The organism is Actinoplanes sp. NPDC023714 (assembly GCF_040639855.1).
Classification (GTDB): Bacteria; Actinomycetota; Actinomycetes; order Mycobacteriales; family Micromonosporaceae; genus Actinoplanes.
Window position 1 is genome coordinate 65597 of the sequence record NZ_JBFAAR010000015.1, and the last position, 25915, is coordinate 91511.

At 71.1% G+C, this 25915-nt stretch carries 23 protein-coding genes; 14 read left to right on the forward strand and 9 right to left on the reverse strand.

Translation table 11 applies throughout. The annotated features are described in order from the left end of the window. Window positions 1-3 precede the first annotated feature (3 nt). Entirely contained in the window at window positions 4-780 is a 777-nt protein-coding gene (locus tag AB0G10_RS40315; protein WP_360934800.1) for an ABC transporter ATP-binding protein, read from the forward strand. Window positions 781-871: 91 nt separating this feature from the next. Here the strand turns inward: AB0G10_RS40315 and AB0G10_RS40320 are convergent, their stop codons facing one another. Beyond that, window positions 872-2467 (reverse strand): alpha/beta hydrolase, encoded by a 1596-nt coding sequence (locus AB0G10_RS40320; RefSeq protein ID WP_360934803.1) that lies wholly within the window; start codon window positions 2465-2467, stop codon window positions 872-874. Between the two features lie 125 nt (window positions 2468-2592). On the opposite strand from AB0G10_RS40320, the gene AB0G10_RS40325 reads away from it, so the two are divergent. From AB0G10_RS40325 to AB0G10_RS40345, 5 genes are all read left to right on the forward strand, one after another. Next, window positions 2593-4170 (forward strand): M28 family metallopeptidase, encoded by a 1578-nt coding sequence (locus AB0G10_RS40325; protein WP_360934806.1) that lies wholly within the window; start codon window positions 2593-2595, stop codon window positions 4168-4170. 158 nt (window positions 4171-4328) lie between these two features. Then, window positions 4329-4982 carry a DUF2510 domain-containing protein gene (locus AB0G10_RS40330; protein ID WP_360934809.1) on the forward strand — a complete coding sequence of 218 codons (654 nt, stop codon included), beginning with the start codon at window positions 4329-4331 and terminating at the stop codon, window positions 4980-4982. A 98-nt stretch (window positions 4983-5080) separates the two neighbouring features. Further along, window positions 5081-5668, forward strand: coding sequence for a hypothetical protein (locus AB0G10_RS40335; protein WP_360934812.1), 588 nt, complete (start codon window positions 5081-5083; stop codon window positions 5666-5668). Window positions 5669-5670: 2 nt separating this feature from the next. Continuing rightward, a complete protein-coding gene (locus AB0G10_RS40340; RefSeq protein WP_360934815.1) occupies window positions 5671-6498 on the forward strand; it encodes a class F sortase in 828 nt (275 codons plus the stop codon). A gap of 203 nt (window positions 6499-6701) precedes the next feature. Further along, window positions 6702-8546 carry a glycosyl hydrolase family 28-related protein gene (locus AB0G10_RS40345; RefSeq protein WP_360934818.1) on the forward strand — a complete coding sequence of 615 codons (1845 nt, stop codon included), beginning with the start codon at window positions 6702-6704 and terminating at the stop codon, window positions 8544-8546. A 1-nt stretch (window position 8547) separates the two neighbouring features. Here AB0G10_RS40345 and AB0G10_RS40350 read toward each other — a convergent pair whose 3' ends face one another. Beyond that, entirely contained in the window at window positions 8548-8967 is a 420-nt protein-coding gene (locus AB0G10_RS40350; RefSeq protein WP_360934821.1) for a universal stress protein, read from the reverse strand. Between the two features lie 84 nt (window positions 8968-9051). On the opposite strand from AB0G10_RS40350, the gene AB0G10_RS40355 reads away from it, so the two are divergent. From AB0G10_RS40355 to AB0G10_RS40365, 3 genes are all read left to right on the forward strand, one after another. Continuing rightward, window positions 9052-10404: an APC family permease gene (locus AB0G10_RS40355; RefSeq protein WP_360934824.1), complete on the forward strand. Its 1353-nt coding sequence runs from the start codon at window positions 9052-9054 to the stop codon at window positions 10402-10404. An 82-nt stretch (window positions 10405-10486) separates the two neighbouring features. Continuing rightward, complete coding sequence (locus AB0G10_RS40360; protein ID WP_360934827.1) at window positions 10487-11422, forward strand: helix-hairpin-helix domain-containing protein; 936 nt, start codon at window positions 10487-10489, stop codon at window positions 11420-11422. 181 nt (window positions 11423-11603) lie between these two features. Next, the gene (locus AB0G10_RS40365; protein WP_360934830.1) at window positions 11604-11846 is read left to right on the forward strand and encodes a hypothetical protein; all 243 of its coding nucleotides are present in this window, start codon (window positions 11604-11606) and stop codon (window positions 11844-11846) included. A 24-nt stretch (window positions 11847-11870) separates the two neighbouring features. On the opposite strand, the gene AB0G10_RS40370 is transcribed toward AB0G10_RS40365, so the two are convergent. Continuing rightward, window positions 11871-12803: a DUF559 domain-containing protein gene (locus tag AB0G10_RS40370; RefSeq protein ID WP_360934833.1), complete on the reverse strand. Its 933-nt coding sequence runs from the start codon at window positions 12801-12803 to the stop codon at window positions 11871-11873. Window positions 12804-13331: 528 nt separating this feature from the next. Here AB0G10_RS40370 and AB0G10_RS40375 point away from each other — a divergent pair. Together AB0G10_RS40375 and AB0G10_RS40380 are read left to right on the forward strand one after the other, a co-directional pair. Beyond that, on the forward strand, window positions 13332-17717 hold the full coding sequence (locus AB0G10_RS40375; RefSeq protein WP_360934836.1) for a beta-propeller fold lactonase family protein: 4386 nt from the start codon (window positions 13332-13334) through the stop codon (window positions 17715-17717). A 23-nt stretch (window positions 17718-17740) separates the two neighbouring features. After that, entirely contained in the window at window positions 17741-19102 is a 1362-nt protein-coding gene (locus tag AB0G10_RS40380) for a transaminase (RefSeq protein WP_360934839.1), read from the forward strand. A gap of 24 nt (window positions 19103-19126) precedes the next feature. On the opposite strand, the gene AB0G10_RS40385 is transcribed toward AB0G10_RS40380, so the two are convergent. Beyond that, on the reverse strand, window positions 19127-20050 hold the full coding sequence (locus AB0G10_RS40385; protein WP_360934842.1) for a hypothetical protein: 924 nt from the start codon (window positions 20048-20050) through the stop codon (window positions 19127-19129). A gap of 40 nt (window positions 20051-20090) precedes the next feature. Further along, the gene (locus AB0G10_RS40390) at window positions 20091-20597 is read right to left on the reverse strand and encodes a SigE family RNA polymerase sigma factor (protein WP_360934845.1); all 507 of its coding nucleotides are present in this window, start codon (window positions 20595-20597) and stop codon (window positions 20091-20093) included. Between the two features lie 81 nt (window positions 20598-20678). On the opposite strand from AB0G10_RS40390, the gene AB0G10_RS40395 reads away from it, so the two are divergent. The 3 genes from AB0G10_RS40395 to AB0G10_RS40405 all read left to right on the forward strand — a co-directional run bounded on the left by AB0G10_RS40395 (window position 20679) and on the right by AB0G10_RS40405 (window position 23191). Further along, the gene (locus AB0G10_RS40395) at window positions 20679-21590 is read left to right on the forward strand and encodes an alpha/beta hydrolase (protein WP_360934848.1); all 912 of its coding nucleotides are present in this window, start codon (window positions 20679-20681) and stop codon (window positions 21588-21590) included. Between the two features lie 392 nt (window positions 21591-21982). Further along, the gene (locus tag AB0G10_RS40400; RefSeq protein ID WP_360935203.1) at window positions 21983-22585 is read left to right on the forward strand and encodes a phosphotransferase; all 603 of its coding nucleotides are present in this window, start codon (window positions 21983-21985) and stop codon (window positions 22583-22585) included. A 123-nt stretch (window positions 22586-22708) separates the two neighbouring features. Beyond that, window positions 22709-23191, forward strand: a complete 483-nt coding sequence (locus AB0G10_RS40405; protein ID WP_360934851.1) for a DUF1877 family protein — start codon at window positions 22709-22711, stop codon at window positions 23189-23191. Here the strand turns inward: AB0G10_RS40405 and AB0G10_RS40410 are convergent, their stop codons facing one another. From AB0G10_RS40410 to AB0G10_RS40425, 4 genes are read right to left on the reverse strand one after another with little or no spacing between them, the layout of a single operon-like run. Next, window positions 23192-23488 (reverse strand): hypothetical protein, encoded by a 297-nt coding sequence (locus AB0G10_RS40410; RefSeq protein ID WP_360934854.1) that lies wholly within the window; start codon window positions 23486-23488, stop codon window positions 23192-23194. 9 nt (window positions 23489-23497) lie between these two features. Then, complete coding sequence (menC, locus tag AB0G10_RS40415) at window positions 23498-24607, reverse strand: o-succinylbenzoate synthase (protein ID WP_360934857.1); 1110 nt, start codon at window positions 24605-24607, stop codon at window positions 23498-23500. Further along, on the reverse strand, window positions 24604-25230 hold the full coding sequence (locus AB0G10_RS40420) for an SIS domain-containing protein (RefSeq protein WP_360934860.1): 627 nt from the start codon (window positions 25228-25230) through the stop codon (window positions 24604-24606). The genes menC and AB0G10_RS40420 overlap by 4 nt, the downstream gene beginning before the upstream one ends. Continuing rightward, the gene (locus AB0G10_RS40425) at window positions 25227-25913 is read right to left on the reverse strand and encodes a GNAT family N-acetyltransferase (protein ID WP_360934863.1); all 687 of its coding nucleotides are present in this window, start codon (window positions 25911-25913) and stop codon (window positions 25227-25229) included. Before AB0G10_RS40425 ends, AB0G10_RS40420 begins: the two co-directional genes overlap by 4 nt. Window positions 25914-25915: the final 2 nt, after the last annotated feature.

Consider the following 25915-nt stretch of genomic DNA (forward strand, 5'->3'; position numbering starts at 1 on the left):
GCGATGCTTGAGGTGAAGGGCCTGAAGAAGGTCTACCGGTCCGGGAACCGGGAGGTGGAGGCGCTCCGCGATCTCACGTTCACCGTGGAGAACGGCGATCTGGTCTGCCTGGTCGGACCGTCCGGCTGCGGGAAGACGACGCTGCTGCGCTGCATCTCCGGCCTGCTCGACCCGACCAGCGGGGACGTCAAGGTCAACGGGAAGGCGGTCGCCGGGCCGCCGCCGGGCATGGCGGTGGTCTTTCAGGAGTACGGGCGGAGCCTGTTCCCGTGGATGAGCGTGCGGGACAACGTCGAGCTGCCGCTGAAGCAGAAGAAGGTGGCCAAGGCGCGCCGCCGCGAGCTCGTCGAGGAGGCGCTCGACGCGGTTGGGCTCACCGGCACCGAGTCGGCGTACCCGTGGCAGCTCTCCGGCGGCATGCAGCAGCGGGTCGCCATCGCGCGGGCTGTCGCCTACGAGCCGGAGACGCTTCTCATGGACGAGCCGTTCGCGGCCGTCGACGCGCAGACCCGGGCCGACCTGGAGGACCTGGTCCGCGAGCTGTGGCAGCGGCTCGGGGTGACGGTGCTGTTCGTGACGCACGACATCGACGAGGCGGTCTATCTCGGTCGCCGGGTGGTGATGCTGTCGTCCTCGCCGACGGTCGTGCAGGACGAACTCAAAATCGATCTGCCGGCCGAGCGGGATCAGCTGCACACCCGGGCCGACCCGCGGTTCGTCGAGCTCCGCACCCATGTGTACGAGCAGATCCAGCTAGCCAAGAAGGCGGCCGCCAGATAGCCCGCCCCCTTCTCAGCCCGCCCCTCCTCCCGATCTTGTGAAGTCGCGCCGGACCGCCGGTGCAGAGCTTCACAAGATCGGGAGAAGATCCTCAGCGGACGCCGATCTCCGCGCGGACGTCGGCGGGAAGACCCGCTTCCGCCTTCTTGGAGAACGTCGACGCGCTACCGGCCGACGGAACCGGCTGCGGCACCGGGTCGCACTGGGCGTCGGAGCGGTTGCCGCGGACCCGGTCCGGCAGCTCACCGGTGGCCAGGTAGTCCGCGATGATGTCGTCGGTGCACGCGACCCCGTTCAGCGAACCGGAGTGCGTGGTGCCGCCGACACCCTCGACCAGGACCGACTTCGGGAACAACTGGCGGACCCGGAGAGCGCCCGAGTACGGCGTGGCCGCATCGTTCGTCTCGGCGATCAGCAGGATCTCCGGAGCCTTCTTGCCCTTGATCTCGACAGGCGTGCCCGGCTTGGCGCCCCAGGTGATGCACGGCGCGTTGTACCAGGCGTTGTTCCACGCCATGAACGGGTACTTGGCGTGGATCCTCCAGTTGTCCCGCTGCCACTTGGACCAGTTCGTCGGCCACTTGACGTCGGAGCACTGGACGGCCAGGTACATGGCGTACCCGTTGTCGGAGCCCGCGGCGCCCGGCTCGGGGTACTGCTCGAGCAGCAGCGACGGGTCCTTGTCGTTGACCCACGCGGCGAACGCCTCGGTCGTCTGTTCCCAGCCGAAGACGTAGTAGCCGGCCGAGACGAAGATGTCGTTCCACTCGTCCGGGCCGATCTTGCCGGCGGCCGGCTTCTTGATCAGCGAGTAGAGGGTCGAGTAGTACTTCTGCTTCACGACCTTCGCGGTCTTACCGAGGTGGTAGATCGAGTCGTACTTGGCGACCCAGGCGAAGTAGACGTCCATGTTCTTGTCGAACTGGATGTCCTGGTCGAGGTTCGCGTCGTACCAGACCCGGTCCGGGTTGACCACGCCGTCCCAGACGAACTTGCGCACCTTGTCCGGGTGCAGCGTGGCGTAGACCTGGCCGAGGTAGGTGCCGTAGGAGAAGCCGTAGTAGTTGATCTGCTTCTGGCCGAGGGCCTTCCGCAGGCTCTCCATGTCGGCGACGGTGTCGGTGGTCTTGACGTGGTCGAGCAGCTCGCCGCCCGCTTTGTCACACGCCTTCGAGTAGCCCTTGGCCTTGGCCAGCCAGGTCTTCTCGAGCTGCTTGGTGACCGGCACGTAGAACGGCCGGTTGTACCCCGCGTAGTTCACGTCGCAGGTCAGCGCCGGAACGCTGGAGCCCACGCCGCGCGGGTCGAAGCCGATCCAGTCGAAGTAGCTGCCGGCGTTGTCCGGCACGTACTCGCCGAGGACCGACAGGGTGAGCCCGGAGCCGCCGGGGCCGCCCGGGTTGGTGAGCATGACGCCCTGGTACTGCGCCGCGCTCGACGTGTGCTTGATCCGGGAGACCGCGAGCTTGATCTTCGTACCCTTGGGCTTGGCATAGTCCAGGGGAACGACGAGGAACCCGCACTCCGCGCCGCGGGCGTTGAGACCCGCGCTGGCGCACTTCCCCCAGTCGATCGGGGGTGGGGTGTAACCCGGCTCCCGGTGAGCGGAAGCCGAGGCCGGGATCACGCCGGCTCCGATCAGGAGCCCGACGGATGCGGCGAGGGTGGCCGCAAGGATTCTTCGCATCCCATGCCTTCCGAATTGCGAGCCACAGTGGTCGCCGTGGCTCCGGGGCGATCAAACGCACTCTATGCATAACGGCATGTTGTTTATAGGCCTCAATTTGGTTACCACGATATGCATCTATTGATATGAGGGGCCGAGCTGCTCCTCCTGCGATGCTTCTGCATGTTTTGATGGCTCAAGTCGCGGAGGATCCCGTGCGCTCGCTCCCCGTTCTCGGCGTCTCGCTGCTGCTCGCCGGCGGTCTGACCGCCGTCGCGTCACCGGCGATGGCCGCCGCCGCTCCGGACATCTCGGTCACCAACGTCAAGGCCCACCTCGCCCAGCTGCAGAGCATCGCGACCGCGAACGGCGGCAACCGGGCACACGGCCGCCCCGGGTACCTCGCCTCGGTCACCTACGTGAAGAACCTGCTGGACGCGGCCGGGTTCACGACGACCCAGCAGTCGTTCACCTACAACGGCGCGACCGGCTACAACCTGATCGCCGACTGGCCGGGCGGGAACACGTCCAACACGCTGATGATCGGCGGGCACCTGGACAGCGTCACGGCGGGACCGGGCATCAACGACAACGGTTCCGGCTCGGCGGGCATCCTCGAGGTGGCGCTCCAGGTGGCGCGCACCGGCTTCCAGCCCGACCGGCACCTGCGGTTCGCCTGGTGGGGCGCGGAGGAGCTGGGCCTGCGCGGGTCCACCGCCTACGTCAACTCGCTGTCGTCGGCGCAGAGGTCGGCGATCAAGGGATACCTGAACTTCGACATGATCGGTTCTCCCAATCCAGGCTATTTCTTGTACGACGGGGACAACTCGGACGGCACCGGCGCCGGGCCCGGTCCCGCCGGTTCGGCGCAGATCGAACAGACCCTGGCGGCCTACTTCACCTCGATCGGCGTCCCGACCCGCGGCACCGACTTCGACGGGCGCAGCGACTACGGGCCGTTCATCGCCAACGGCATCCCGGCGGGTGGCATCTTCACCGGCGCCGAAGGCACCAAGACGTCGGCGCAGGTCTCGCTCTGGGGCGGCACCGCGACCCGGTTCGACCCCTGCTACCACGCCTCCTGCGACACGACCTCCAACATCAACGACACGGCGCTGGACCGGAACTCGGACGCGATCGCGTACGCGGTCTGGACCCTCGCCGGCGCGACCGGCGGTGGTGGCGGCACCACCGTCTGGGCCGACGACCTGGAGACGGCCACCTCGTGGACCCGTGGCACGGCCGACACCGCCACGTCCGGGCTCTTCGAACGCGGCAACCCGGCGGCCACCAGCAGCTCCGGCGTGGCCACCCAGCTCGACGCCGCCGCCTCGGGCAGCAACGCCCTGATCACCGGCGCGTCCGCCGGTTCCAGCGCCGGCGCCAACGACGTGGACGGCGGCGTCACGTCGCTGCTCGGCCCGTCGGTCACGCTGCCGTCGTCCGGGACGCTGACGCTGTCCTGGTCGTGGTACCTCGCCCACCTGAACAACGCGACGAGCGCGGACTATCTGCGGGTCCGGCTCGTGTCCGGCTCGACCACCACGACGCTGGCGACCCTCACCGGCGCGGCGAGCAACCGGGCCGCGGCGTGGGCGTCGGCCTCCGCCAACCTGTCCTCGTACGCCGGGCAGACCGTCCGGATCCAGGTCGAGGCCGCCGACGCCGGCACCGCCTCGCTGGTCGAGGGCGCGGTGGACAACCTGAAGATCACGCAGTCCTGATCCTCCGCCGCACGAAGCTGCCGTCCCGCCGTCCGGGGCGGCAGCTTTTTTCTCAGGCCCGGGGCGCGGGGGCCGATCGGGGATTCGGCCCGGTTTTCGGTTCTCCGCTCTGCCGCTCTGCCGCTCGTCCGCTCTTCCGCTCGGGGAGGAACCCACTCATGACCGCTTCGGGAGCGCCCGCCGGCTGGTACGCGGACCCGCACGGTCTGCCCGCCCTGCGCTGGTGGGACGGCCGGGAGTGGACCTCACACATCCAGCCGGGCGCACCCGCCACGCCGCCGGCCGCACCCTTCCCGTCCGTGCCCTTCCCTGCCGGGCCCTTTCCCGCCGGGCCCTTTCCCGCAGCACCCTTCCCCGCGGCACCCTTCCCCGCCGCGCCCACCGGAACGCCGCTGCCCGGCTCGCACGTCGAGGCGCCCGGGGCGTTCGTGCCGACGCCGGCGGAGCCGGCCGCCGCTCCCTCGATCACGGCGCCGTCCGGCCGGGCGCAGCAGCAGGCGTTCGCCGGATACTCCATGCAGCCCGTCGACGCGGTGTCCGCCCAGCTCGGCTACACCACACCGGCCACGCCCCAGCCGCCGCGCCCCTCCCCCGCCACCGATCCGGCACCCCGCAACCGGGCCGTCGTCGTCGGCGCCGTCAGCCTCCTGATCAACCCGTTGCTGCTCTGCTCGATCTACGCGATCGCCCTCGGCCTACGAGCGCTCCCCGACGACCGCCGGAACAGCACCCTGGCGATCGCCCTGGGCGGATCCGGGGTGCTGACGCACGTGGCCCTCGTCCTCCTCCTGATGCATCTGCTCGGAAAGTGACCGATCACGGACAGGGGGTCGCGGTTCGGGCGCGGGGTCACTAACGTGGCGCCCACCGTCCCACCCGGGATGTGCCGTTTCTCGACGAAAGGCACCTCGTGTCCTCCAGTCATGCGGCACCGGCGCGCCGAGGACGCCGCGATCGGGCCATCGCCCTGGGCGTCGGGTTGCTCCTGGCGCTGATTCTGCTGTTCATCGTGCTCGCCACCTGCGACAACAACGGCGACGACACCGGTCAGCCGACCACGCCGGGGACGAGCGCTCCGAGCTATCCGCCGGGTGGCGGCAACGGCAGCGTCAGTCCCGGCCCCGGAGAGGTGAGCGGGAATCCGGGCGGAGGGGGCGTGACCGCCTACCCGAGTGAGAGCACGCCCGGCGACGGCGGCGACAACGGCGGTGGCAACAACGGCGGGAACAACGGCGGCGGCGACAACGGCGGCGACAACGGAGGCGAGGACGGCGGGAACAACGGGGGCGGCGACGACGGGGGCGATGGGGACAACGGCGGCGGCGGGAACGACGGGGACGACACGACGACCGCTCCCACTCCCAAGGGCGGCGTCGACGCGGGTGGTGGCAGTGGCGCGTCCGACCGGCGGGTCCCGTTCCTGGTGATGGGCGTGTTCCTGCTGATGGCGGCGTTCGGGACGGCCACCTACGCGGTGGGCCGCCGGCCGCGCGCCTGACGATGCCCCGGATCCGCGACCGCCGCGCCGCGGCCCTGGCCGCCCTGCTCGGGGTGCTCGGCGTCACCAGTACGGCGATGGGCCTGCGGTCCGAGGCGTCCACCCTGCCTCCGGTCGCCGCCCAGGAGCCCGGCCCCGATTCCGTGACGCCCAGCCCCGCGACGCCCAGCCCCGCGACGCCCAGCCCCGCGACGTCCAGTCCCGCGCAGGCCAGCCCCGCGCAGGCCGGCCTCGTGACGTCGAGCCCCGTGGCGTCGAAGAAGGCCGGCGCGACCGATGGAGCCGCACCAGCGGTGACCGATTCTGATCAGGAGAGCGACTCCGTGCCGGCTCCCCCGTCGACCGCGCCGAAGCCCCGCACCGCGAAGGGGATGAAACGCTCGGAACCGGTCCGGCTGGAGATCCCCGCCGTGGGGCTCAAGACGGCGGTGAACAGTCTCGGACTCCGGGAGGACGGGACTCTGGAGGTTCCGCCGCTCAGAGCGGACGCTCCGGCCGGGTGGTACCGCGGCTCACCCACGCCGGGTGAGGCCGGGGCGGCCGTCATGACCGGACACGTCGACTCGGCGCGTGAGGGGCCGGCGGTCTTCTACCGGCTTCGCGAGCTCGCTTTGGGAGACACCATTTCGGTACGACGGAAGGACGGATCGACGGCGAAGTTCGAGGTGTACCGGGTCGCCACCTATCCGAAGCACGCGTTCCCGAGCGGCGACGTCTACGGCGCGGTCGATCGGGCCGAGCTCCGGCTGATCACGTGCGGCGGCAGCTTCGACCGGAGCAAACGGAGCTATCGGGACAACGTGGTCGTGTTCGCGGCGCCCCCGTCCTGAGTGCCGTGCTCCCCTCGTACCCAAAGAAAAATGCCGTCCGGGAACGGTTGCGGAACCGGTTTCGGGGCTTCGAAGTTCCGGAACCTAGGGGTCTCGTCCGGATGTGCGGCGGTATGCCGGATCGAGGCGCTTGACATGGAGCTCCGCCGATTGCTTCTGTGACCGGGATCATTGCGATCTTGTTACGGAAGGGAACCCTCCGCATGACGCGAATCCGCCGGATAACCGCCGGTGCGCTCGCCCTCGGCCTGGCACTCGCGGCAGCCGGCGCCACCGGCAGCCCGGCCGCCGCCACCTCGTCGTCGGCAACGCCGAACCTCGGCGCCAACGTGACCGTTTTCGATCCCAGCATGCCGGTCAGTGAGATCCAGGCCAAGCTGGACGCCACGCATGCCCAGCAGGTCAACAACGAGATGGGCACGCAGCGGTACGCGTTCCTGTTCAAGCCCGGAACGTACGGCACCGCGGACAAGCCGCTGCAGTTCCAGGTCGGTTACTACACCGAGATCACCGGTCTCGGCGCCGACCCCGGCGATGTGGTGATCAACGGCAAGGTGGAGGTCTACAACCGCTGCCTCAGCGCCGACCCGGCCAACCCCAACTGCATCGCGCTGGTCAACTTCTGGCGCACCATCTCCAACCTGACCGTCAACATCAACGGAGCCGGGCAGGACGGCTGCCGGCAGACGGCCAACTTCTGGGCCGTCTCGCAGGCCGTCTCCATGCGCCGGGTCCAGTTCACCGGCGGCGGGCTATCGCTGATGGACTACTGCACCGCCGGCCCGCAGTACGCCAGCGGTGGCTTCATCGCCAACTCCAAGCTGCCGGCCACCACCAACGGCTCGCAGCAGCAGTGGCTCACCCGCAACAGCGAGGTGGCGAGCTGGTCGAACGCGGTCTGGAACCAGGTGTTCTCCGGTGTCGTCGGCGCGCCCGACGACTCCACGTTCCCGGACCCGCAGTACACCACCCTGGAGAAGACCCCGGTCAGCCGGGAGAAGCCGTTCCTCTTCGTCGACTCCAAGGGCAAGTGGCAGGTGAAGGTTCCGGCCGCTCAGCGCAACACGAGCGGCACCTCCTTCGACGGCCCCGGCCGTACGCTTCCGCTCTCCGACTTCTACATCGCGAAGCCGGGCGACTCGGTAGCGAAGATCAACCTGGCGCTCGCGCTCGGTAAGCACCTGCTCCTGACCCCGGGCGTGTACGACATCGCCCGCAGCATCGAGGTGTGGCGACCGAACACGGTCGTCCTCGGCATCGGCCACGCGACCCTCACCGCGGTCAACGGCTCGATCCCGCTCGACGTCGCGGACGTGCCCGGCGTCATCGTGGCCGGCGTGACCGTCGACGCCGGCACCAAGGAGTCGCCGGTCCTGCTCCGCGTCGGAAAGAAGCACGGCCTCGGCATCTCGTCGCCGAGCAACCCGACGACGCTGAGCGACGTGTACTTCCGGGTCGGCGGCCCGCACATCGGCAAGACGAACATCGCGCTCGAGGTGAACAGCGACGACGTGCTCATCGACCACACCTGGGTGTGGCGCGGGGACCACGGCGTCGAGGGCTTCACCGAGGGCGTGAACGGCGACACCGACCGGTGGAGGACCAACACCGGACGGTACGGCGCGGTCATCAACGGCGACGACGTCACCGCGACCGGCCTGTTCGTCGAGCACTTCCAGAAGTACAACACCGTCTGGAACGGCGAGCGGGGCACGACCGTGCTGTACCAGAACGAACTGCCGTACGACCCGCCGACGCAGGCCGACTGGATGAACGGGTCCACGAAGGGCTACGCCGGCTACAAGGTGGGCTCCAAGGTCAAGAAGCACAACCTGTACGGCGGCGGCGTCTACGTCTTCAACCAGAACAACCCGTCGATCGAGACCGAGAACGGGTTCGAGGTTCCGAAGACCCCGGGCGTCAAGCTGCACCACATCATGACCGTCAACCTCAGCGCCGGCGTCATCAACCACGTGGTGAACGGCGTCGGTGAGGCGGCGGACATGACGAAGGTGGGCCAGCCGGTCTACGTGGTCGACTACCCGTAGGTCAATCCCCGGTCGCCGGGTGCGTCACCACGAGCACCGGGCGGCCGGCCCTCTGGATCAGGCTCAGCGGCACGCTTCCAAGCAGCCGCTGAGCCACCAGGGGACGCACGCTCGAGCCGACCACGATCAGGTCGGCGGACTGCTCCTCCCCGAATCGGATGATCTGGTCGACCGGGCGGCCCGGCAGGACCGTACCCGTCGCCTCGATCCCCGCCTCGGCGAGCCGCCGCACGGCGGCCTCCTTCGCCCTCTCCGCGCGTTCGGTGTAGACGCTGCGCGGCAGCGGCGCCAGATGTTCGATCTCCAACTCGTCGACCGCCACCACCGCGACCGTGGCACCGGTCTGCCGGACCAGGTCGGCGGCCGCGTCGGTCACCCACGGCTGATCGGCCTCGGGGTTGGCGGCGAGCACGATACGCATGATGTCCTCCCAGGTTTCCCGTGACTCAAGGTACGGGTAACGTCACTGTTCCGCAGTGGACCCGTTCTACGGGAGGTGGCGGACATGACTGATACCGAACAGGAACAGCCCACGCTCAACCGGGTCATCGGGCCCGCGTTGCTGCTGCTGTTCGTGGTCGGCGACATCCTCGGCACCGGCGTCTACGCGCTGACCGGGAAGGTCGCGAACGAGGTGGGCGGCGCCGTCTGGCTGCCGTTCCTGCTGGCGTTCGTGGTCGCGTTGCTGACCGCGTTCAGCTATCTGGAGCTGGTCACCAAGTACCCGCGCGCGGCCGGTGCGGCGCTCTACACGCACAAGGCGTTCGGAATCCACTTCCTCACCTTCATGGTCACCTTCGCGGTGATGTGCTCCGGGCTGACCTCGGCGTCCAGCGCGTCCAAGGCGTTCGCCGGGAACTTCGCCGAGGCGTTCGACCTGTCCCTCGGCGACGGGTTCGCGCTGACCGCGGTCGCGCTCGGGTTCATCACCCTCGTCGCGCTGATCAACTTCCGGGGCGTCGGCGAGAGCGTCAAGGCGAACGTCGTGCTCACCTGCGTCGAGCTGACCGGTCTGCTGATCGTCATCTTCATCGGCGCGTGGGCGCTCGGCGGCGGCGACGGCGACCTGTCCCGGCTCACCGAGTTCAACACCCCGGAGGGCGAGAGCATCACGCTGTCGGTCACCGCCGGCACGGCGCTCGCGTTCTTCGCGATGGTCGGGTTCGAGGACTCGGTGAACATGGCCGAGGAGACGCGTGACCCCGTACGGATCTTCCCGAAGGTCATGCTCACCGGGCTCTGCATAACCGGGCTCATCTACGTGCTGGTCGCCATCTCGGCGGTCGCCCTGGTCTCGCCCGAGGACCTCGGGTCCGGCGACACCCCGCTGCTCAAGGTGGTCGAGGCCGGCGCGCCGGCGTTCCCGCTCGGGATCTTCGCCTTCATCACGATGTTCGCGGTCGCCAACTCGGCGCTGATCAACATGATGATGGCGAGCCGGCTGCTCTACGGCATGGCAAACGAGCGGGTCCTGCCCCGGGTCCTCGGCCGGGTGCACCGGACCCGGCGCACCCCGTGGGTGGGCATCGTCTTCACCACGGTCATCGCGTTCGGGCTAATCTGGTTCGCCGACCTGACCGCGCTCGGCGGCACCACCGCGCTGCTGCTGCTCTGCGTGTTCACCGTGGTGAACGTGGCGGTCCTGGTGCTGCGCCGCGACCCGGTCGATCACGACCACTTCAAGGCGCCCACGGTCATCCCGGTGCTGGGCGCGCTGGCCTGCGCGTTCCTCGCCAGCCCGCTCTCCGGCCGGGCCACGGCCGACTACCGGGTGGCCGGGGTGCTGCTGCTCATCGGTGTGGTGCTGTGGGCCGCCACCTATGCGGCGAACCGGTTCGTGCCGAGTTTGTCGAGGTGACACCCTCTTCCTGATGCCGTCGGGGCATGTGGAAAGCTGCCCGCTACCACATGCACCCCCATCTCCTGTCCGGAGGCCCGATATGGCATCATTCCTCTACTTTGTTGCCGGGCTCGTGATCGGCGTTGTAGCCGGCTGGCTGATCAAGGGACGCCTCGGCGCCGCCAAGCCGGCTCCGTCGCCTGCCGACCCCGTTCCTGCCGCAGCTCCTGCCGCCGCCGCAGCCCCCGCCGCGGCCGCTCCCGCCGCTGTCGCCGTCACCGAGCCGGCTGCGTCCTCCTCCGCTGAGGACGAGGTCGCACCCGTCACGCCTTCCGAGTCCAAGCAGTCCACGCCGGAGGATGAGGCCGTCGCGGCCGAGCCGGTTGCCGCAGCCGAGCCCGAGACGGCTGTCGTCACCGAGCCCGCCGCCCCCGCCACCCCGGTCGTCGACGAGCCGGTCGCTCCTGCCGCCGCCGAGCCCGAGCCGGTTGCCGAGCCCGAGCCGGTCGCCGCTCCTGCGCCCGTCGCCGCGCCGGAGCCGGTCGTCGCTGCCGAGCCCGTGGCTGCCCCCGAGCCCGTCGCCGCACCCGAGCCCGTCGCTGCCCCGGAGCCCGTCGCTGCCCCCGAGCCCGTCGCTGCCCCGGAGCCGGTCGCCGTACCCGAGCCCGTCGCCGCCGCCGAGCCTGTTGCCGCCGCCGAGCCCGTCGCCGCCGCCGAGCCGGTCGCCGCCGCCGAGCCGATCACCCTCGCCGCCGAGAGCGACGACGAGCCTGAGGCCGCACCTCTCACCCCGGCCGAGATCGCCGCTGCTGTTCCGGCCGACGTCCCGGAGCCCGACGACCTCACGAAGATCGCCGGCATCGGACCGAAAATGGCCATGGCGCTGGCTGCCGCGGGCATCACCACCTACGCGAAGCTCGCCGACTCCGACATCGCCACGCTGAAGCAGGCCGTCACCGACGCCGGCATGCGCCTCGCCCCGACCCTGTCGACCTGGCCCGAGAAGGCGCGCGAACTCGCCGCCGTCAAGAGCTGACGACCGGAACCGGCCGCGATCGGGTGCTCCCCTCGTACCCGATCGCGGTCTTCCGTTTGTTCAGCAACCGCACAGGTTGCACAGCTGTTGCATAGCTCACTCGGGAAAGTTGCAGGTCAGGAGCGGTACGGACGATGTTCGGGATCGTCCCCACCGGCACCACCCCCCTTCAGGAGTCCCGATGAACGTCAGCTCCGCGACCGCATCCACCTGGAGCAGCGCCGTGGCCTGGAGCCGCCTCCAGAGCAGCCGGACCAAGCTGGCCGAGTCGCTGACCGCCGGCGACGCCGACCCCGGCACCGTCACCGCCATCCGCGCGACGATCCAGAACGCCGCCTTCGAGGTCTCCCGCATCGAGGCCGCGCGGGCCGGCGACCTGGCCCGGATCCGCGCCGCGCACCAGACCATCGACCTGCTGGTCTGACCGTTCCTGATCACCCTAGGGCGATCAGTTCCGCCAGCCGGCGGCCTCCAGCGCCGACCGCAGCTGCCCGATCACCACGTCCGGCCGGGAGCGGATCAACCCGGCCGGGAATCGCAGCACCCGATCGCCGGAGATCCACAACTGGTTCTGCCGCAGCATGTCCTCGGCCCACTGTCGTGCCTCGAGGTGATGTGCGCCGTCGATCTCGACGTGCAGCCGCCAGCGCGGCCAGTAAGCATCCAGATACCGTAACCGCCCCGAGGCCTCCCTCCGCGGCCGCTGAAGATCGGGAGCGGGAAGTCTCGACCGCCGGCACAACGCCGCGAAGTCGATCTCCGACAACGCCTGCGCGCCGCCGGCGACGTCGAGGACCGTGCGCTTGATCAACGCGAGTCGCGGCAATCGTCTCCTCGCGGCGAGCACGCCGAGCACGTCGTCGGCAACCACGCGACGCTGCTGAAACGTCGCCGCGATGATCGTCCGGGCGGCGTCCTCGCTCGGCGCCCAGGCCGCGGCGTCGACCAGCGCCCGGCACGTGACCATCCGCGGCGGACTGCCTCGGCCGCGGTGCTCGTCCGGGAGGATTCGAGTACGCGTCAGGCGGATCGGCGGCATGTCCGGCGGCATCGTCGGCAGGCGGAGGCTCCTGCTCGTGGCGGCCGGCACCACCACCCGGAGCGACGTCTCGCGCAGACCCCGGACGCCCGCCTCGGTCAGGGCCGTCACGCCACCGAGCAACGCCTCCGGGCCGGCCGTCAGAACCGCCGCCCACATCTGGCGGCGGCGATCGAGGACGCCGTTCGTCGTGGTGAGGACGCCCCGGCAGATGCGACGCCAGCGCCCCGCGTTGAGGTGTCCGCGGACGACGCCCCTGGTCAGCAGGCGTACCGCCTGGTCGGTGGTCAGCACGCCGGACTGCTGGAAGCACAGCTCGGCGAAGTCGTCCGGTTCAAGCATCGTGCCAAGGTGACAGTTCCCGGCGATCTTCGGAGCGCGCCTGTGGACGACCGCCCTCCCGCGTGTTGAGCTGAGGCGCGATCCGGACCGCAACTCAACACACGAAACGGGAACGGCCACAGCGTGTTGAGTTGAGGCGCGATCCGCACCCGAAGTCAACACACGAAGCGGCGCCACCCACCGCGCGACCGCAACTCGACACACGAAACGGGAACGGCCACAGCGTGTTGAGCTGAGGCGCGATCCGCACCCGAAGTCGACACACCGGTCCGCGCCGCAACCGGGACGCGATCCTGGGACAAGCTGACAGATATCCGTCAGCGTGCCAGATCCACTGAATCCGGTGAATTCGCCGTAGCCTGCAAAACCCGCTCCAAGAGCAACATCACCGCAGGTAGATCGCCTTGAAAACCCCCTGATGCACCCCCGAGATCAACAACTCTCCGTCTCCGGGTGATGGCGTTTCGTAGTCATCGAGGGGTTTCGTCGGTAGCCTCCGGCATCGCACCATGGGTGAAGGGTGATGCGATGAGCGGCCGACGACTGGCAGTGGTGGTGACGGTCGAGCACCAGGACGATCCTGTTCTGCGCAGGTTCGCGGTGCCGACCGCCGACGTTCCCGTGCTCTGTGACGCGCTGCGCGACGGCGGGCTCGGCGGATTCGACGTGGCGTTCCTGCACGACGCCGGCGCCGCCGAGGCGCAGGCGCGGATCACGGCGCTGTTCGAGGGGCGCGACCCTGACGACCTGGTCCTGCTCTACTTCCGCGGGATCATGCTGACCGGGCCGGGCGGCGGGCTCTACCTCGCCGGCACCGACACCGCGATGGCCCGCCCGGCCGAGACCGCCGTCGACGTCGCGCAGATCGCGACGATGATGCAGCGCAGCCGCGCCGGCCAGGCCGTGGTGCTGCTCGACGGGCGCACCGGCGGGCCGGTCGACGCCGGCCACCACTTCCGCGCGGCGCGGACTGCCGAGTGGCAGAGCCGGGTCGTGATCGCGACGACCGCGCGCCCCGAGCCGCCCACCTTCGCCGGCATGATCGCCGACGGCATCCGCAACGGCGGCGCCGACCGTGATCGCGACGGCTTCGTCAGCGTCGGCGAACTCCACGACCACCTGCGCGAGCGCGATCCCGGCGTACGCCAATGGGTCTTCGGATCGGGCCGCCAGCCCTACGTCTCCCGCGTCCGCCGGCCCGGCTCCGACCAGATGACGATGATCGCGGCGCTCGCCACGGCCGCGGCGGGCGGCGATCTCACCCGCGCCGTCGAAGCCCGCGAGACCCTGCGGCGCATGACCACCGGTGAGGGCCGGGTGGCTGCCGCGGCTGCGGCCGCGTTGAGACGCACATCCGTACGGTTGACCGAACCCGCCCTCGATTTCGGGCGCGTTCCACCGGGTACGCGTCAACTGGCCGCCGGCGTACCGGTACAGGGCCCGCCGCTGACCGTCGCCTCGGCGGTGACGAGCTCGGTCGAAGGCCTGCACGCCCGACTCGAGGGCAGCGTGCTGAAGGTGTCCTGGTTCCCGACGGCCGGCCGCCTCGACGGGGTCGTCACCCTGGAGGGCCCGGCCGGCGCGGCGCGGCTCGTCGTGACCGGCGAGGTCTCCGACGAGTTGGAGGCCACCGGCGGGTTCACGCCCACGCCGGGGGTGAACGGGGCCCGGCCCGCCGCCGAGCTTCCGGTGGCCGCCGGCGCCGCCGGGTGGCAGCACGCCCTGCCGCCGACGGGCCCAGTCCCCGCGCCGGTCGACCCGGTCCCCGCGTGGACGGATCCGGTGCCCGCACGACGTGATCCGATTCCGCTGCAGGCGGGTCCGGCTTCAGTGGTCGCCGACCCCGTTCCGCCGCAGACGAGCCCCACTCCAAGCGTGCCTGAAACGACGAACGGCACCCCGGCGCCCCCGCCTCCTCTCACCCCGACCGCCGACACCGGTCCCGCAGAAGAAGCAGTTGCGAGCGACCCCCCGATGAATCCCCCCGCGAACGACCGCCCCGCCGGCTCCCCCGTCAGCGGCGCCCCCTCGGCCCCTGATCCCGTCGGCGGCGCCCCCTCGGCCCCTGCTCCCGCGAGCGGCCCGCCTGCCCCGGCTGGTGGGCCTCCCGCTCCCCGGCAGGCCCCTCCTCCGGACGGCGGCGGCTGGCCGAGCGCCAACGGTGGGGGTTTCGGCTGGAGTTCGCCGCCGCCACAATCCCGGGGTCCGGTTCCGGCCGAGCCCGAGGGTACGGCCACCACGGCGCAACCGGCTTCCGTAGCGTGGACGGCAGCGCCCGCAAACGGCACGTCCCCGTCTGCGGCGGCGCCCGGGACGGCGGAGTCACCGGGCGTACCGGCAGACGCGGGCAAGGAGGACACGGGGAACGGCGGGGTGCCAGAACAACGGCAGCACCAGACGTCGAACGGCTGGCCGGCACCACCCGGCCAACCGGGCACCACCGAGCCCTCGAACGAAACCGCACCGCAGGAAGAGACCGCGCAGGAGCACCAGCCCGCGCAGCAGCACCAGACGGAGCCTCCGGAACCGTCCGCCGACGCAGAAGAGCCCACCCCCGAGACCGCCGGCGACCCGAGCGCCGAGACGCCGAGCCCCGCAAACCCGAGTGCCGAGTCACCAGCGCCGGAGGAACAAGCACCTGCTGAACCCGGTTCGACCGGCTACCAGGGTTGGAGCGCGGCCGGTTCGTGGCCGTCGGGTTCCGTGGCAGGCGCCGCCTGGCTGCGAAGTCAACAACAACCGACCACCGCCGAGCCGGCGGAGAGCTCCGAGCCTCAACCCACGCCGGAGCCCGCCGCAGCTGCGAAATCTCCCGCCGCGCCGCCCATCGAGGAACCGACTCCTACCCAGCCGTGGCCCGGCCCGAGCCATCACGGTGTGGCCGGCGACCCCTGGCTGACCCCTCCCACCCGATCGGGCTCGCACCCCGCCGACGCCGACATCACGGATCCGCTGCCGGCCCGGCCGGTACCCACCGATCCCTCCAACCGGCCCTGGCCCGCCACCCCGGCGCCTACTTCGGGCTGGCCCGGCGGCGGCCCCGGTTCCGACGATCCGTGGGCAGGAGCGGGTCCCACCTCCAGCGCGGGCCCCACGTCCGGCGCGGGCTCGAACAGCCCCGCTCCGACCTCGGGAGCCGGCCCGCAATGGCCCGCCCAGCCGCCGGCCGCACCGACTTCGGGAGCGTCCGCGCAGCCCTGGCCGCCTTCCGCACCCACGTCGGGCCAGCCGAACGCCTGGCCGTCGGCACCCACTTCAGGCCGGCCCAACCCTTGGCCGTCGACGCCCACCTCGGGTCAGCCCAACCCCTGGCCCGCCACGACTCCCGACGACCCGTGGGCGACGACCAGCCCGCAACAAAGTCAGACGACCAGCCCGCTGGAAAACCAGACGACCAGCCCGCCACAAGACCAGACGACCAGCCCGCAACAAAACCAGTGGCCCGCCACCCCGGCAGCTCAGCAACCCCAGCAGCAATGGCCCGCCGAGCAACCGCAAGCGCCCTCGGAGAGCCAGGCGCCCGCCGACCCCTGGGGGCAGCCGACCGCGCGCGTCTCCACCTGGCCGGCTTCCCCGGCCGGCGCCGGGTGGCAGTCCACGAACGACTGGCCGGCCACCCCGGCGACCTATCCGCAGGACGCTATGCCCGGTTATCCGGCCACGCCGGCGGCCGGGTATCCGGCGACCGTCCGCGGCACGGCGCAACCCGGATCGCTGCCACCTGGATCGCTGCCGCCCGGAGCCCCGCCGCCCGGGTCGCCGCCGGGATCGGTGCCGGCGGAGCACGACCCGTACGGTGAAAAGCCGCGCCGCAAGACCGGCATGGCTCTCGCCATCCTGCTCGCGGTGGTCCTTCTCGCGGCGGGCAGCTATCTCGGCGTCCGTCTGCTGAGGAGCGACGACACCACGGCGACACCGCCCGCCGAACCCCAGCAGAGCCAGCAGGAGCAACCGGGACAGCAGACCACCCCGCCGCCTGCGAACGAGCCGCCGGAGAACGTGCCGGCCTCGCTGACCAAGCCCGTCGTCGTCGACAAATTCTCGCTCGGGCAGGAACCCGAGGGCGTCGTGGTCTCGCCGGACAACAAGACCGTCTACGTCGCCGACCAGAACTCGAAGGACGTGCACTTCATCGACGTCGGCAGCCGGGAGATCACCAAGGTGCCGGTGCCGAACACGCCGCGGTTCATCGCGGTCTCCCAGGACGGGAGCCGGGTGTACGCGAGCATGTTCGAGAACGACTTCACCGGCAACGGGCTCGCCGTGATCGACACGGGAAGCCGCAAACTGGTGAAGGCGATCCGCACCGGGCCGCGGCCGTTCGAGCCGGCGGTCGGGCCGGACGGCGACGTGTGGGTGCCGATCCACAACGGCGCGCGGGTGGAGATCTACGACGACCAGTCGCTGACCGAGTCGGGGCGGATCTCGGTGCCGCCGAACCCGCACTGGGTGACGTTCTCGCCGGACGGCACGGTCGCCTACACGGCCAACCACGAGTCGGCGCAGGTGTCGGTGATCGACACGGCGGACCGGCTGGTGCAGCGCAACGTCAAGGTGGCGAAGACGCCGCACGCGATAGCGCTGACGCCGGACGGCAAGAAGCTGATCGTCACGAACTACGACCTGGACAAGGTGCAGATCTTCGACACCGCGACGATGCGCCAGATCAAGCAGATCAGCGTCGGCAGGGAGCCGCAGGCCGTCATGACGTCGACCGACGGCAAGCACGCCTACGTGGTGAACGAGGGCTCGGACAACCTGTCGGTGATCGACCTGGACGAGGCGAAGGTGGTGTCGACGGTCAAGGTCGGGGACAGCCCGCGGGTCGTGGCGATCTCCCCGGACGGGCTGCGGCTCTACGTGACGGACGGGAGGGGACGTACGGTTACCGTGCTCCGGACCTCTGAAAAGTGACTATTCCCTGGTAGCGTCGCGCCATGTCGACGGATTCCGAACGCGTTCACCTGAAGAAGCTCGCTGCCCGGGAGCGCGCTGCTTTTGCCGAGCGGCACCCCGGTTCAGCTACGGCGTACAAAAAAGCTGATCATCTTTTCGGCAGTGTGCCCATGACCTGGATGAACAAGACGGCAGCCGGTTTCCCGATCCATCTGGCGACCGCGCGCGGGAACCGGATCACCGACGTCGACGGCAACGAGTTCATCGACTTCGCGCTCGGCGACACGGGCGCGATGGCCGGCCACTCCCCCGCGCCGGTGACGGAGGCGGTGACCCGGCGGATCAGCGAGCTCGGCGGCCTGTCCACGATGCTGCCGACCGAGGACGCCGCGGTCGCCGGCGCCGAGCTGGCCCGCCGGTTCGGGCTGCCGCTGTGGAGCTTCGCGCTGACCGCTACCGACGCGAACCGCTGGGCGATCCGGCTGCTGCGCGCGGTCACCGGCCGTTCCAAGATCCTGGTGAACAGCTACTGCTACCACGGCTCGGTCGACGAGTCGCTGATCGTGGTCGGCCCGGACGGCCGGGGCGTGAGCCGCGAGGGGAACGTCGGCGCGCCGGTGGACGTGACCGCGACGAGCCGGGTCGCCGAGTTCAACGACCTCGAGGGCCTGGAGCGCGAGCTGGCGCACGGTGACGTGGCGGCCGTGCTGATGGAGCCGGCGCTCACCAACATCGGCATCGTGCTGCCCGAGGACGGCTACCTGGCCGGGGTGCGGGAGCTGACCCGGAAGTACGGCACCTACCTGATCAACGACGAGACGCACACGTTCTCGGCCGGCCCGGGCGGCGCCACCGCGTTCTGGAACCTGGAGCCGGACGTCGTCACGATCGGCAAGGCGATCGGCGGCGGCGTGCCGGTCGGCGCCTACGGCCTCTCCCGCGATCTCGCGGACCGGCTCAGTGGCCGCGGCGATCTCGACCTGGTCGACATGGGCGGCGTCGGCGGCACCCTGGCCGGCAACCCGGTGTCCATGGCGGCGACCCGCGCGACGCTCCAGCAGGTGCTCACCGAGTCCGCTTTCGATCACATGATTGGGACGGCGGCGGCGTTCGCTGACGGCATTCAGAAGATCATTAATGCGTACGCTCTCCCGTGGTCCGTCTCCCGGCTCGGGGCGCGGGTGGAGTACCGGTTCGCGAATCCGGCCCCGCGCAACGGCACCGAGTCGGCCCGCAGCGCCGACGCCGAGCTGGAGGACTTCCTGCACGTCTACCTCGCGAACCGGGGCGTGCTGCTCACCCCGTTCCACAACATGGCGCTGATGTGCCCGGAGACGACGATGGCCGACGTCTCCCGGCACCACGAGATCTTCGACGGGGCCTTGAAGGAGCTCACCTCCTGACGAGAACGGGGGCTTCGAGCGAGCTCAGCTGACCCAGGTCAGGTCGGGCGGGCGGCATCGCACCCGCTCCAGGATCCGCATCGACTCCTCGGCGCCGATCCCGGAGTCGCTGGTCAGGTAGACCATGATGCCGTCTCGCTCGACCGCCTGGAACGGCGTGCCCGTCTCCGGCGGCGAGGTCGCGAGCAGCAGCCCGTCGTACGACAGCGACTGGTACCCGGCGGGTTGCCAGCCGTCCGGGTACGTCAGGACGCCGTCCTCGTACGTCAGGAAGCCGGCCGGGTACACCTCGAACACCGCGGTCCCGGAGGTGGGCGCGTCCCGGGTGACGGTCAGGGTGATCGGCACACGCTCGGCCGTCTGCGTCACCGACCGCGCCATCCGCAGCGCGTTGCCCTCGTCGTCGGCGGTGCCGTACGCGGACACCACGATCATCGGACCGGCCTCCGGCTGCCACTGCACGTACGCCGTGTCGCCGCTGTTCCACCGGATGCCCCGCGCCGTGCCGACCGTCACCGGCTCACTGGTCTCCGGTTCCATCCGCTCGCCGACGACGAGGCCGACGCTGCCGGCGGGGACCGTGCCGGAGTAGGGGGCGTCCTCCGGATACCAGCGCCGGGTCGCGCCGAACGCCTCCCCGGTCACGGTGTCGAACGAGACCGACCGGTAGCGTTCCGTCACCCCGTCCGGCAGCCATCCCGGCGTGTACAGGAGTGGCACCTCGGGCACCGGCCCGAGCGCGGGTGGCTCGGACTCACCGCGCCGGTCGTGCAGAGTCAGGGGCACGCCCACCGCGGCGGCGACCGTGGCCATCCCGGCGCCGGCCAGCAGCATCCGCCGCTGCCGGTGCACGCGGGCCCGGGCGCCGATGCGGGCGCGTATCCGCTCGGGCGAGACGGCCGTCGCGGCGATCGCCTCGTACGCATCTCTGATGCTCTGTTCGTTCATGGCTGCCCGCCTCCGATCAGGGAAGACATCACGGGAAGATTCATCGTCGGCCTCCGATCCGGGTCGTCGGTGCGGGGAAGTCGGCGCGCATGCTCGCCAGCGCGCGCGACGTGTGGCTGCGGACCGTCGCGGGCCGGCAGCCGAGCAGGTCGGCGATCTCCTGGTCGCTGAGTCCCTCGTAGAACCGCAAAGCGATCACGATCCGCTGCCGCACCGGGAGCCGGGCGATGCGCCGGATCATGGCGTCCCGCTCGCCGAGTTCGGACTGGGCGTCGCCGGACGGGTGCGCCACGGCGTCGAGGGCGTCGTGCGACAGCGGCACGACCCGGGCGGCCCGGCGCCGCCGCCAGGAGGCCAGCTCGTTGATGATCATGCGTTTCACGTACGCCTCGGGCACGTCCGTGGCGGCGATCCGATCCCAGCGGGACTGCGCGCGGGCGAGCACCTCCTGCACGATGTCCTCGCCCAGGTGCGGGTCGCAGGCCAGCACCGTGGCGTACCGCAGCAGCGGGACCAGCCGCGCGGCCAGAAACTCCTCGAACGTCACCGGCACTCCCTTCCACCCTCGAGACGCCATCGGCCGCCGGAAATGTGGAGCGCGCCACGGGAAATTTCCTATTGTGGTCGGGTGATCGAAACCGATGTATCGGCGAACGGACGGGTCCTGCACGCCTACTCGTGGGGCGAGGGCGACCGGGTCGTCATGTGGCACCACGGAACCCCCAACATCGGTACGCCGCCCGCCCCGCTCTTCCCGGCCGCCCGCCGCGCCGGGATCCGCTTCATCGCCTACGACCGGCCGGGCTACGGCGGTTCGGCGCCGAACCCGGATCGCACCGTCGCCTCGGCGGCCACCGACGCCGCGGCGGTGGCCGACGCCCTGGGCATCGAGCGCTTCGCCGTGCTGGGCCACTCCGGCGGCGGCCCGCACGCCCTCGCCTGCGCCGCCCTGCTCCCCACCCGCGTCACCGCAGCCGTCACGATCGCCGGCCTGGCCCCCCGCGACGCCGCCCTCCCCACCGCGCCCGGCGCCGCCGAGCCGGCGCGAGCCAGCGCCGCGGGACCGGCGCGAGCCGGCGCCGCGGGCACGGAGGACGGCTCGGACTGGTTCGCCGGGATGGGGCCGGGCAGTGCCGCCTCGCTCAGGGCCGCGGCGGCCGGCCGGGCCGCGAAGGAGGCCTACACCGCGAACCCGGCGGTCACCGAGGTCGACTTCACGGCCGAGGACTGGGTCGCCTTGAACGGCGTGTGGGGCTGGTTCGGCTCGGTCGTCGAGCCCGCGGCCGCTGCCGGTCCGGCCCCGCTGATCGACGACGACCTCGCCTACGTCCGGCCCTGGGGCTTCGACCCCGGCACGATCACGGCGCCGGTGCTGCTGGCGCACGGCGAGGCCGATCTCATGGTCCCGGCCGCGCACAGTGTCCGGCTGGCCGCGCTGATCAAGGACGCCGAGCTGCGCCTCACGCCGGGCGCCGGGCACATCTCGGTGCTGCCGGCGCAGGGTGAGGCCGCGATCGAGTGGATCGCCGCCCATGCGTAAGCCGCCGCCCGACCTGTCCGAGACCGACCTGCTGGCGACGCTGCGCGCGGGCTGGGGCGTCGAGGCCCGGGACGTCGTCTTCCTCCCGGTGGGCGCGGGCAGCCACCACTGGTCGGTCGCGGGACGCTGGTTCGTGAAGGTCGACGATCTCGGTTTCGACCCGGCCGGCCGGGAGGCCGAGCTCGACCGGATCCGGCGTTCGCTCGCCACCGCGCTCTCGCTGCACGAGGATTCCGGGCTCGACTTCGTCCTCGCCCCGCTGCCGGATGAGACCGGGGCGGTTCTGCGGCGGCTCCTTTCCCGGTACGTCGTGACGCTCTACCCGCTGCTCGACGGCGAATCCGGGCACTTCGCGCCGTGGCCCCCCCGCCGACCGTCCGCAGATCGCCGAGCTGCTCGCCCGCCTGCACGGCGCCACCGCCGCGATCGATCGGGCCGGCATGGACGATCCCGGTGTCGCGCCGCGGATCGACCTCGACGTGCCGGAGCGGGACCGGCTCGAGGCCGCGCTGAACGAGCTGGACCGGCCCTGGGACGCCGGCCCGTACGCGGAGGAGACCCGCCGGCTACTGGCCGCCCGGGAGTCCGACGTCCGCCGGTGGCTGGCCGACAACGATCGGCTCGCGGCGGAGCAGCCGGCCGACTGGGTCGTCACCCACGGGGAACCCCACCCAGGGAACTTCCTGCGTACCGGATCGGGTCTTTTCCTGATCGATTGGAACACCGTGGCGGTGGCCCCGGCCGAGCGCGACCTCTGGATGCTGACCCGGCGGTTCGCCGAGCTGGCCGGGACCGCGCCGGACGGGGACGACGACCTCGTGCTGCGGCGCTACGAGCAGCTGACCGGCCGATCGATTTCGGACACCGCGCTGGATCTCTATCCGATCCGCTGGACCCTGTACGACATCGCGGTCTACGTGGACGAGCTACGCCGCGGCGAGGATCTGCCGGAGTCGCTCACCTACCTGCGCGGCTATCTGCGGCCCTCCCGCTAGATCCACGCTTGACCTGGCCGCCCGCCTCCAGCACGCTTGCGGGCAGCCCCGCCGGGCAGCGAAAAGCTGAGCGGCGAAAGCCGGGCAGCGAACCGCCGGCATCCACGGGAGAGATCGAGTCTCATGAGCGTGATCACCACGTATGTCCGACTGCGGCCGGACGAGCTGGCCGAGCTCCGCGGCCTTCTCGTGGAGTCCCCGGCGGAGGCCCTCGAGTACGCCGACGACCTGCGAATGGACGACCGCGGCCTGGACGCCGGCAAGGCCTGGGACGGGCTGCGCCACCTGCTGTCGAAGCTGGCGCCGCCGGTCGACGTGATCTCCGGCGGTGAGCCGCTGGCCCCCGGCGCGCCGGGCCGGGACGCTCCGCGCCTGCTCACCGCGGAGCAGGTGACGGCCGCGGCCCGGTTCCTGTCCGGTACCCCGTTCACGTCGCTGGCCCGGCACTACGATCCGGCCGAGCTGACCCTCGCCACCGCCTATCCGGAGGCGATCGGCGACGAGGACCTGGCGCTGGACTACCTGGAGGACTCGTACGGCGACCTGGTCGCCCTCTTCCAGGCGGCCGCCGCCGAGAACGAGCCCATCATCCTCTGGAGGAGCTGACTAGCGCCGGTCCGCGAGCACGTAGGACGCCGCCGCCGTCGCGGCCGACACGGCGAGCACCGACGGCCACGCGCCGATCTTCCTGGCCAGCGGGTGCGACAGCCCGAACGCGCCGAGATACGTCGCCACCAGCGCGCCGGTCACGGCGGGGCTGGTGCGGCGGGCCCACTCCCGGCCGGCCAGGATGCCGCCGGCGGCCAGGACCGCGCCGCCCAGCGGACGGATTCCGGTGCTGCGGGCGACCTGCCAGCCGCCGATGAGGGAGCCCGCGGTGATCGCTGCGGTGGGGAGAGCCATGAGCCGACCCTACGACACGTCCACCCGGTCGACCGTCATGGACTCGATGAACTCCCGGTCGGGCTCCCATCCGAGCCCCGGCGTGGACGGCACGTCCACCCAGCCGTCCGCGCAGACGATCGGGCGGGTGGTGACGTCGCGCGCGTAGTACTTGTCCGAGCCGGACACGTCCGACGGTAGCGTGAAGCCGGGCAGCGAGCTGAGCGCGACGTTCGCGGCCCGGCCGATCCCGAACTCGTGCATGCCGCCGCACCACACCGGCACACCCTCGGCGCGAGCCACGTCGTGGGCGCGCAGGGCATGCGTGAGACCTCCCATCCGGGAGACCTTGATGTTGAGTACGCGACCCGCACCGAGGCGCAACGCGGTGACCAGGTCGTCCACGTCCTCGACCGTCTCGTCGAGGCAGATCGGCGTCCGCAGCCTCGACTGCAGCGCGGCGTGCGCCACGAGGGCCCGCGGCGCGAACGGCTGCTCGATCATGAGCAGTCCCAGCTCGTCCAACGACGAGAAGACCGCGATGTCCGACTCGGAATACGCCCCGTTGGCATCCACGTGCACCGGCACGTCCGGGAAGGCCGCGCGCACGGCGCGGACCGGCTCGACGTCCCAGCCCGGCGCGATCTTCAGCTTGACGCGCCGGTATCCCTCGGCCACCCGGGACGCCACCTGCTCCAGCAGCGCGTCGATGGTGGGCTCGATGCCCAGCGACACGCCCGCCTCGGCGCGGGCACGCGTCCCGCCGAGCGCCGCGGCCAGCGGCACGTCCGAGGCGGCCGCGAACAGCGACCAGGCGGCCATGTCGAATCCGGCCCGGGCGAAGTGGTTGCCGCGCACCTTCGCCATGGCGCCGGCCAACGCGGCCGGGTGGTCCCATTCCGTGGCGCGGACGATCGGGATGAGGAAGTCCCGGGCCACCGCCCAGCACGACGACACCGTCTCGGCCGAATAGAACGGCCCGCTCGGCGACGCGATCTCACCCCAGCCCACCGCGCCGCCGGTGCTCTCGTACCGCACCAGGATGTGCTCGAGGAACCGCTTCGCGTGCGAACTGGTCTGGAATTCGTGGACCAGCGGCAGGCGTACCCGCCGCAGGGAGACGTGCGCGATCCGAGTCATGATTCTTCCGTGTAGAGGCCGAGTTCCGCGGCGAGGGCGTCGCGTTCCCGGAGGCGGCGTCCGGCGCCCTTGGAACTGGCGATGGTCAGGGTCGCGAGAAGGTGCAGGGCGAGCACGACCGAGGTCGGCGAATTCGCATAGGAGGCGCTCTCCGAACCGATGACGATGCTCGTCGTCGCGATCGACGACAGCGGCGCGTCCTCGGCGTCGGTCACCAGGATCAGGTCGCCGCCGTGCCGCGCGTAGGCCGCCGCGATCTCGACCGTCTCCCGCCGGTAGCGCGCCATCGACACGGCCACCAGCAGGTCACCCTGCCGGATGTCGCTGAGCACGTCGATCGACCGCAGCGCCGCGCCGTCGACGAGATGCACCCCGGAGAGGCCGGCGCTCATGTCGGCGGCGAGCAGCGAGGCGTAGCTGTGCGACTTTCCGTAGCCGAGCAGGAAACGGCGCCGCGCCGACACGATGAGAGCGGCCGCGCGCTCGATGGCGTCCTGTTCGGCCGCCCAGGCGAGCGCCTTCTCGAATTCGGCCCGCTGCTGTTCCAGAACGCGCTGCTTGAGCACCTGCGCGGACCGCCGCTGAACGTTGCGGTCGAAGCGCTCGGAGGGAGAGGAGTTCACGAGGAGCCATTCTCGAACGTGTAGGCCACTCCGTCGCCGGTCCGGGCCACGCCGGCCAGCCGGCTTCCGGCCGCGAAACGGTCCATCAACTGCCGCCGCAACCGGCGGCGATCCTGCGGCTCGGGCGCCGCGAATCGGTCACTCGCGGGGGCCATCAGCCAATTCTTCGAGTCAGGAGAGTCCGAGGATTTTGTACGAGTGGCAGCCCCGCTCTCCAGGCCCCATTCCACGAGGATCCGGTCCGTCCCGGGTTCGCCGTAGAAGTCGGGCAGGAAACGGATCCCCGTGGCGCCCAGCACCGTGAAGTTGAAATGAGCGTTACGGAGGGCGTACGGATCGAAGGTCCACCTCATGGAGCGCGCCCCGGTGGCCCGCGCCGCACGCGCCTGCGCCTGCTTCAGCAGGCGCCCGACGCCGAGACCCTGCGCGGCCGGGGCGACCACCGCGGCCTGGCTGTAGTGGTAGATCTCGCCGGCCTCGACCCCGGTGAACCCGTAGCAGAACCCGATCAGCGTGCCGTCCGCGCCGAACGCGCCGATCACGGTGCCGGCGTTCTCCCGCAGCGCCGCGAGCAGCCGCGGGCTGAGGCCCCACTCGGGTCCGGTGTATCCGAACACCGACCGGTAGAGCGCCGAGGCCGCCGTCCACTCGACGAGACCGGCCAGGTCACGGATCGTCACCATGA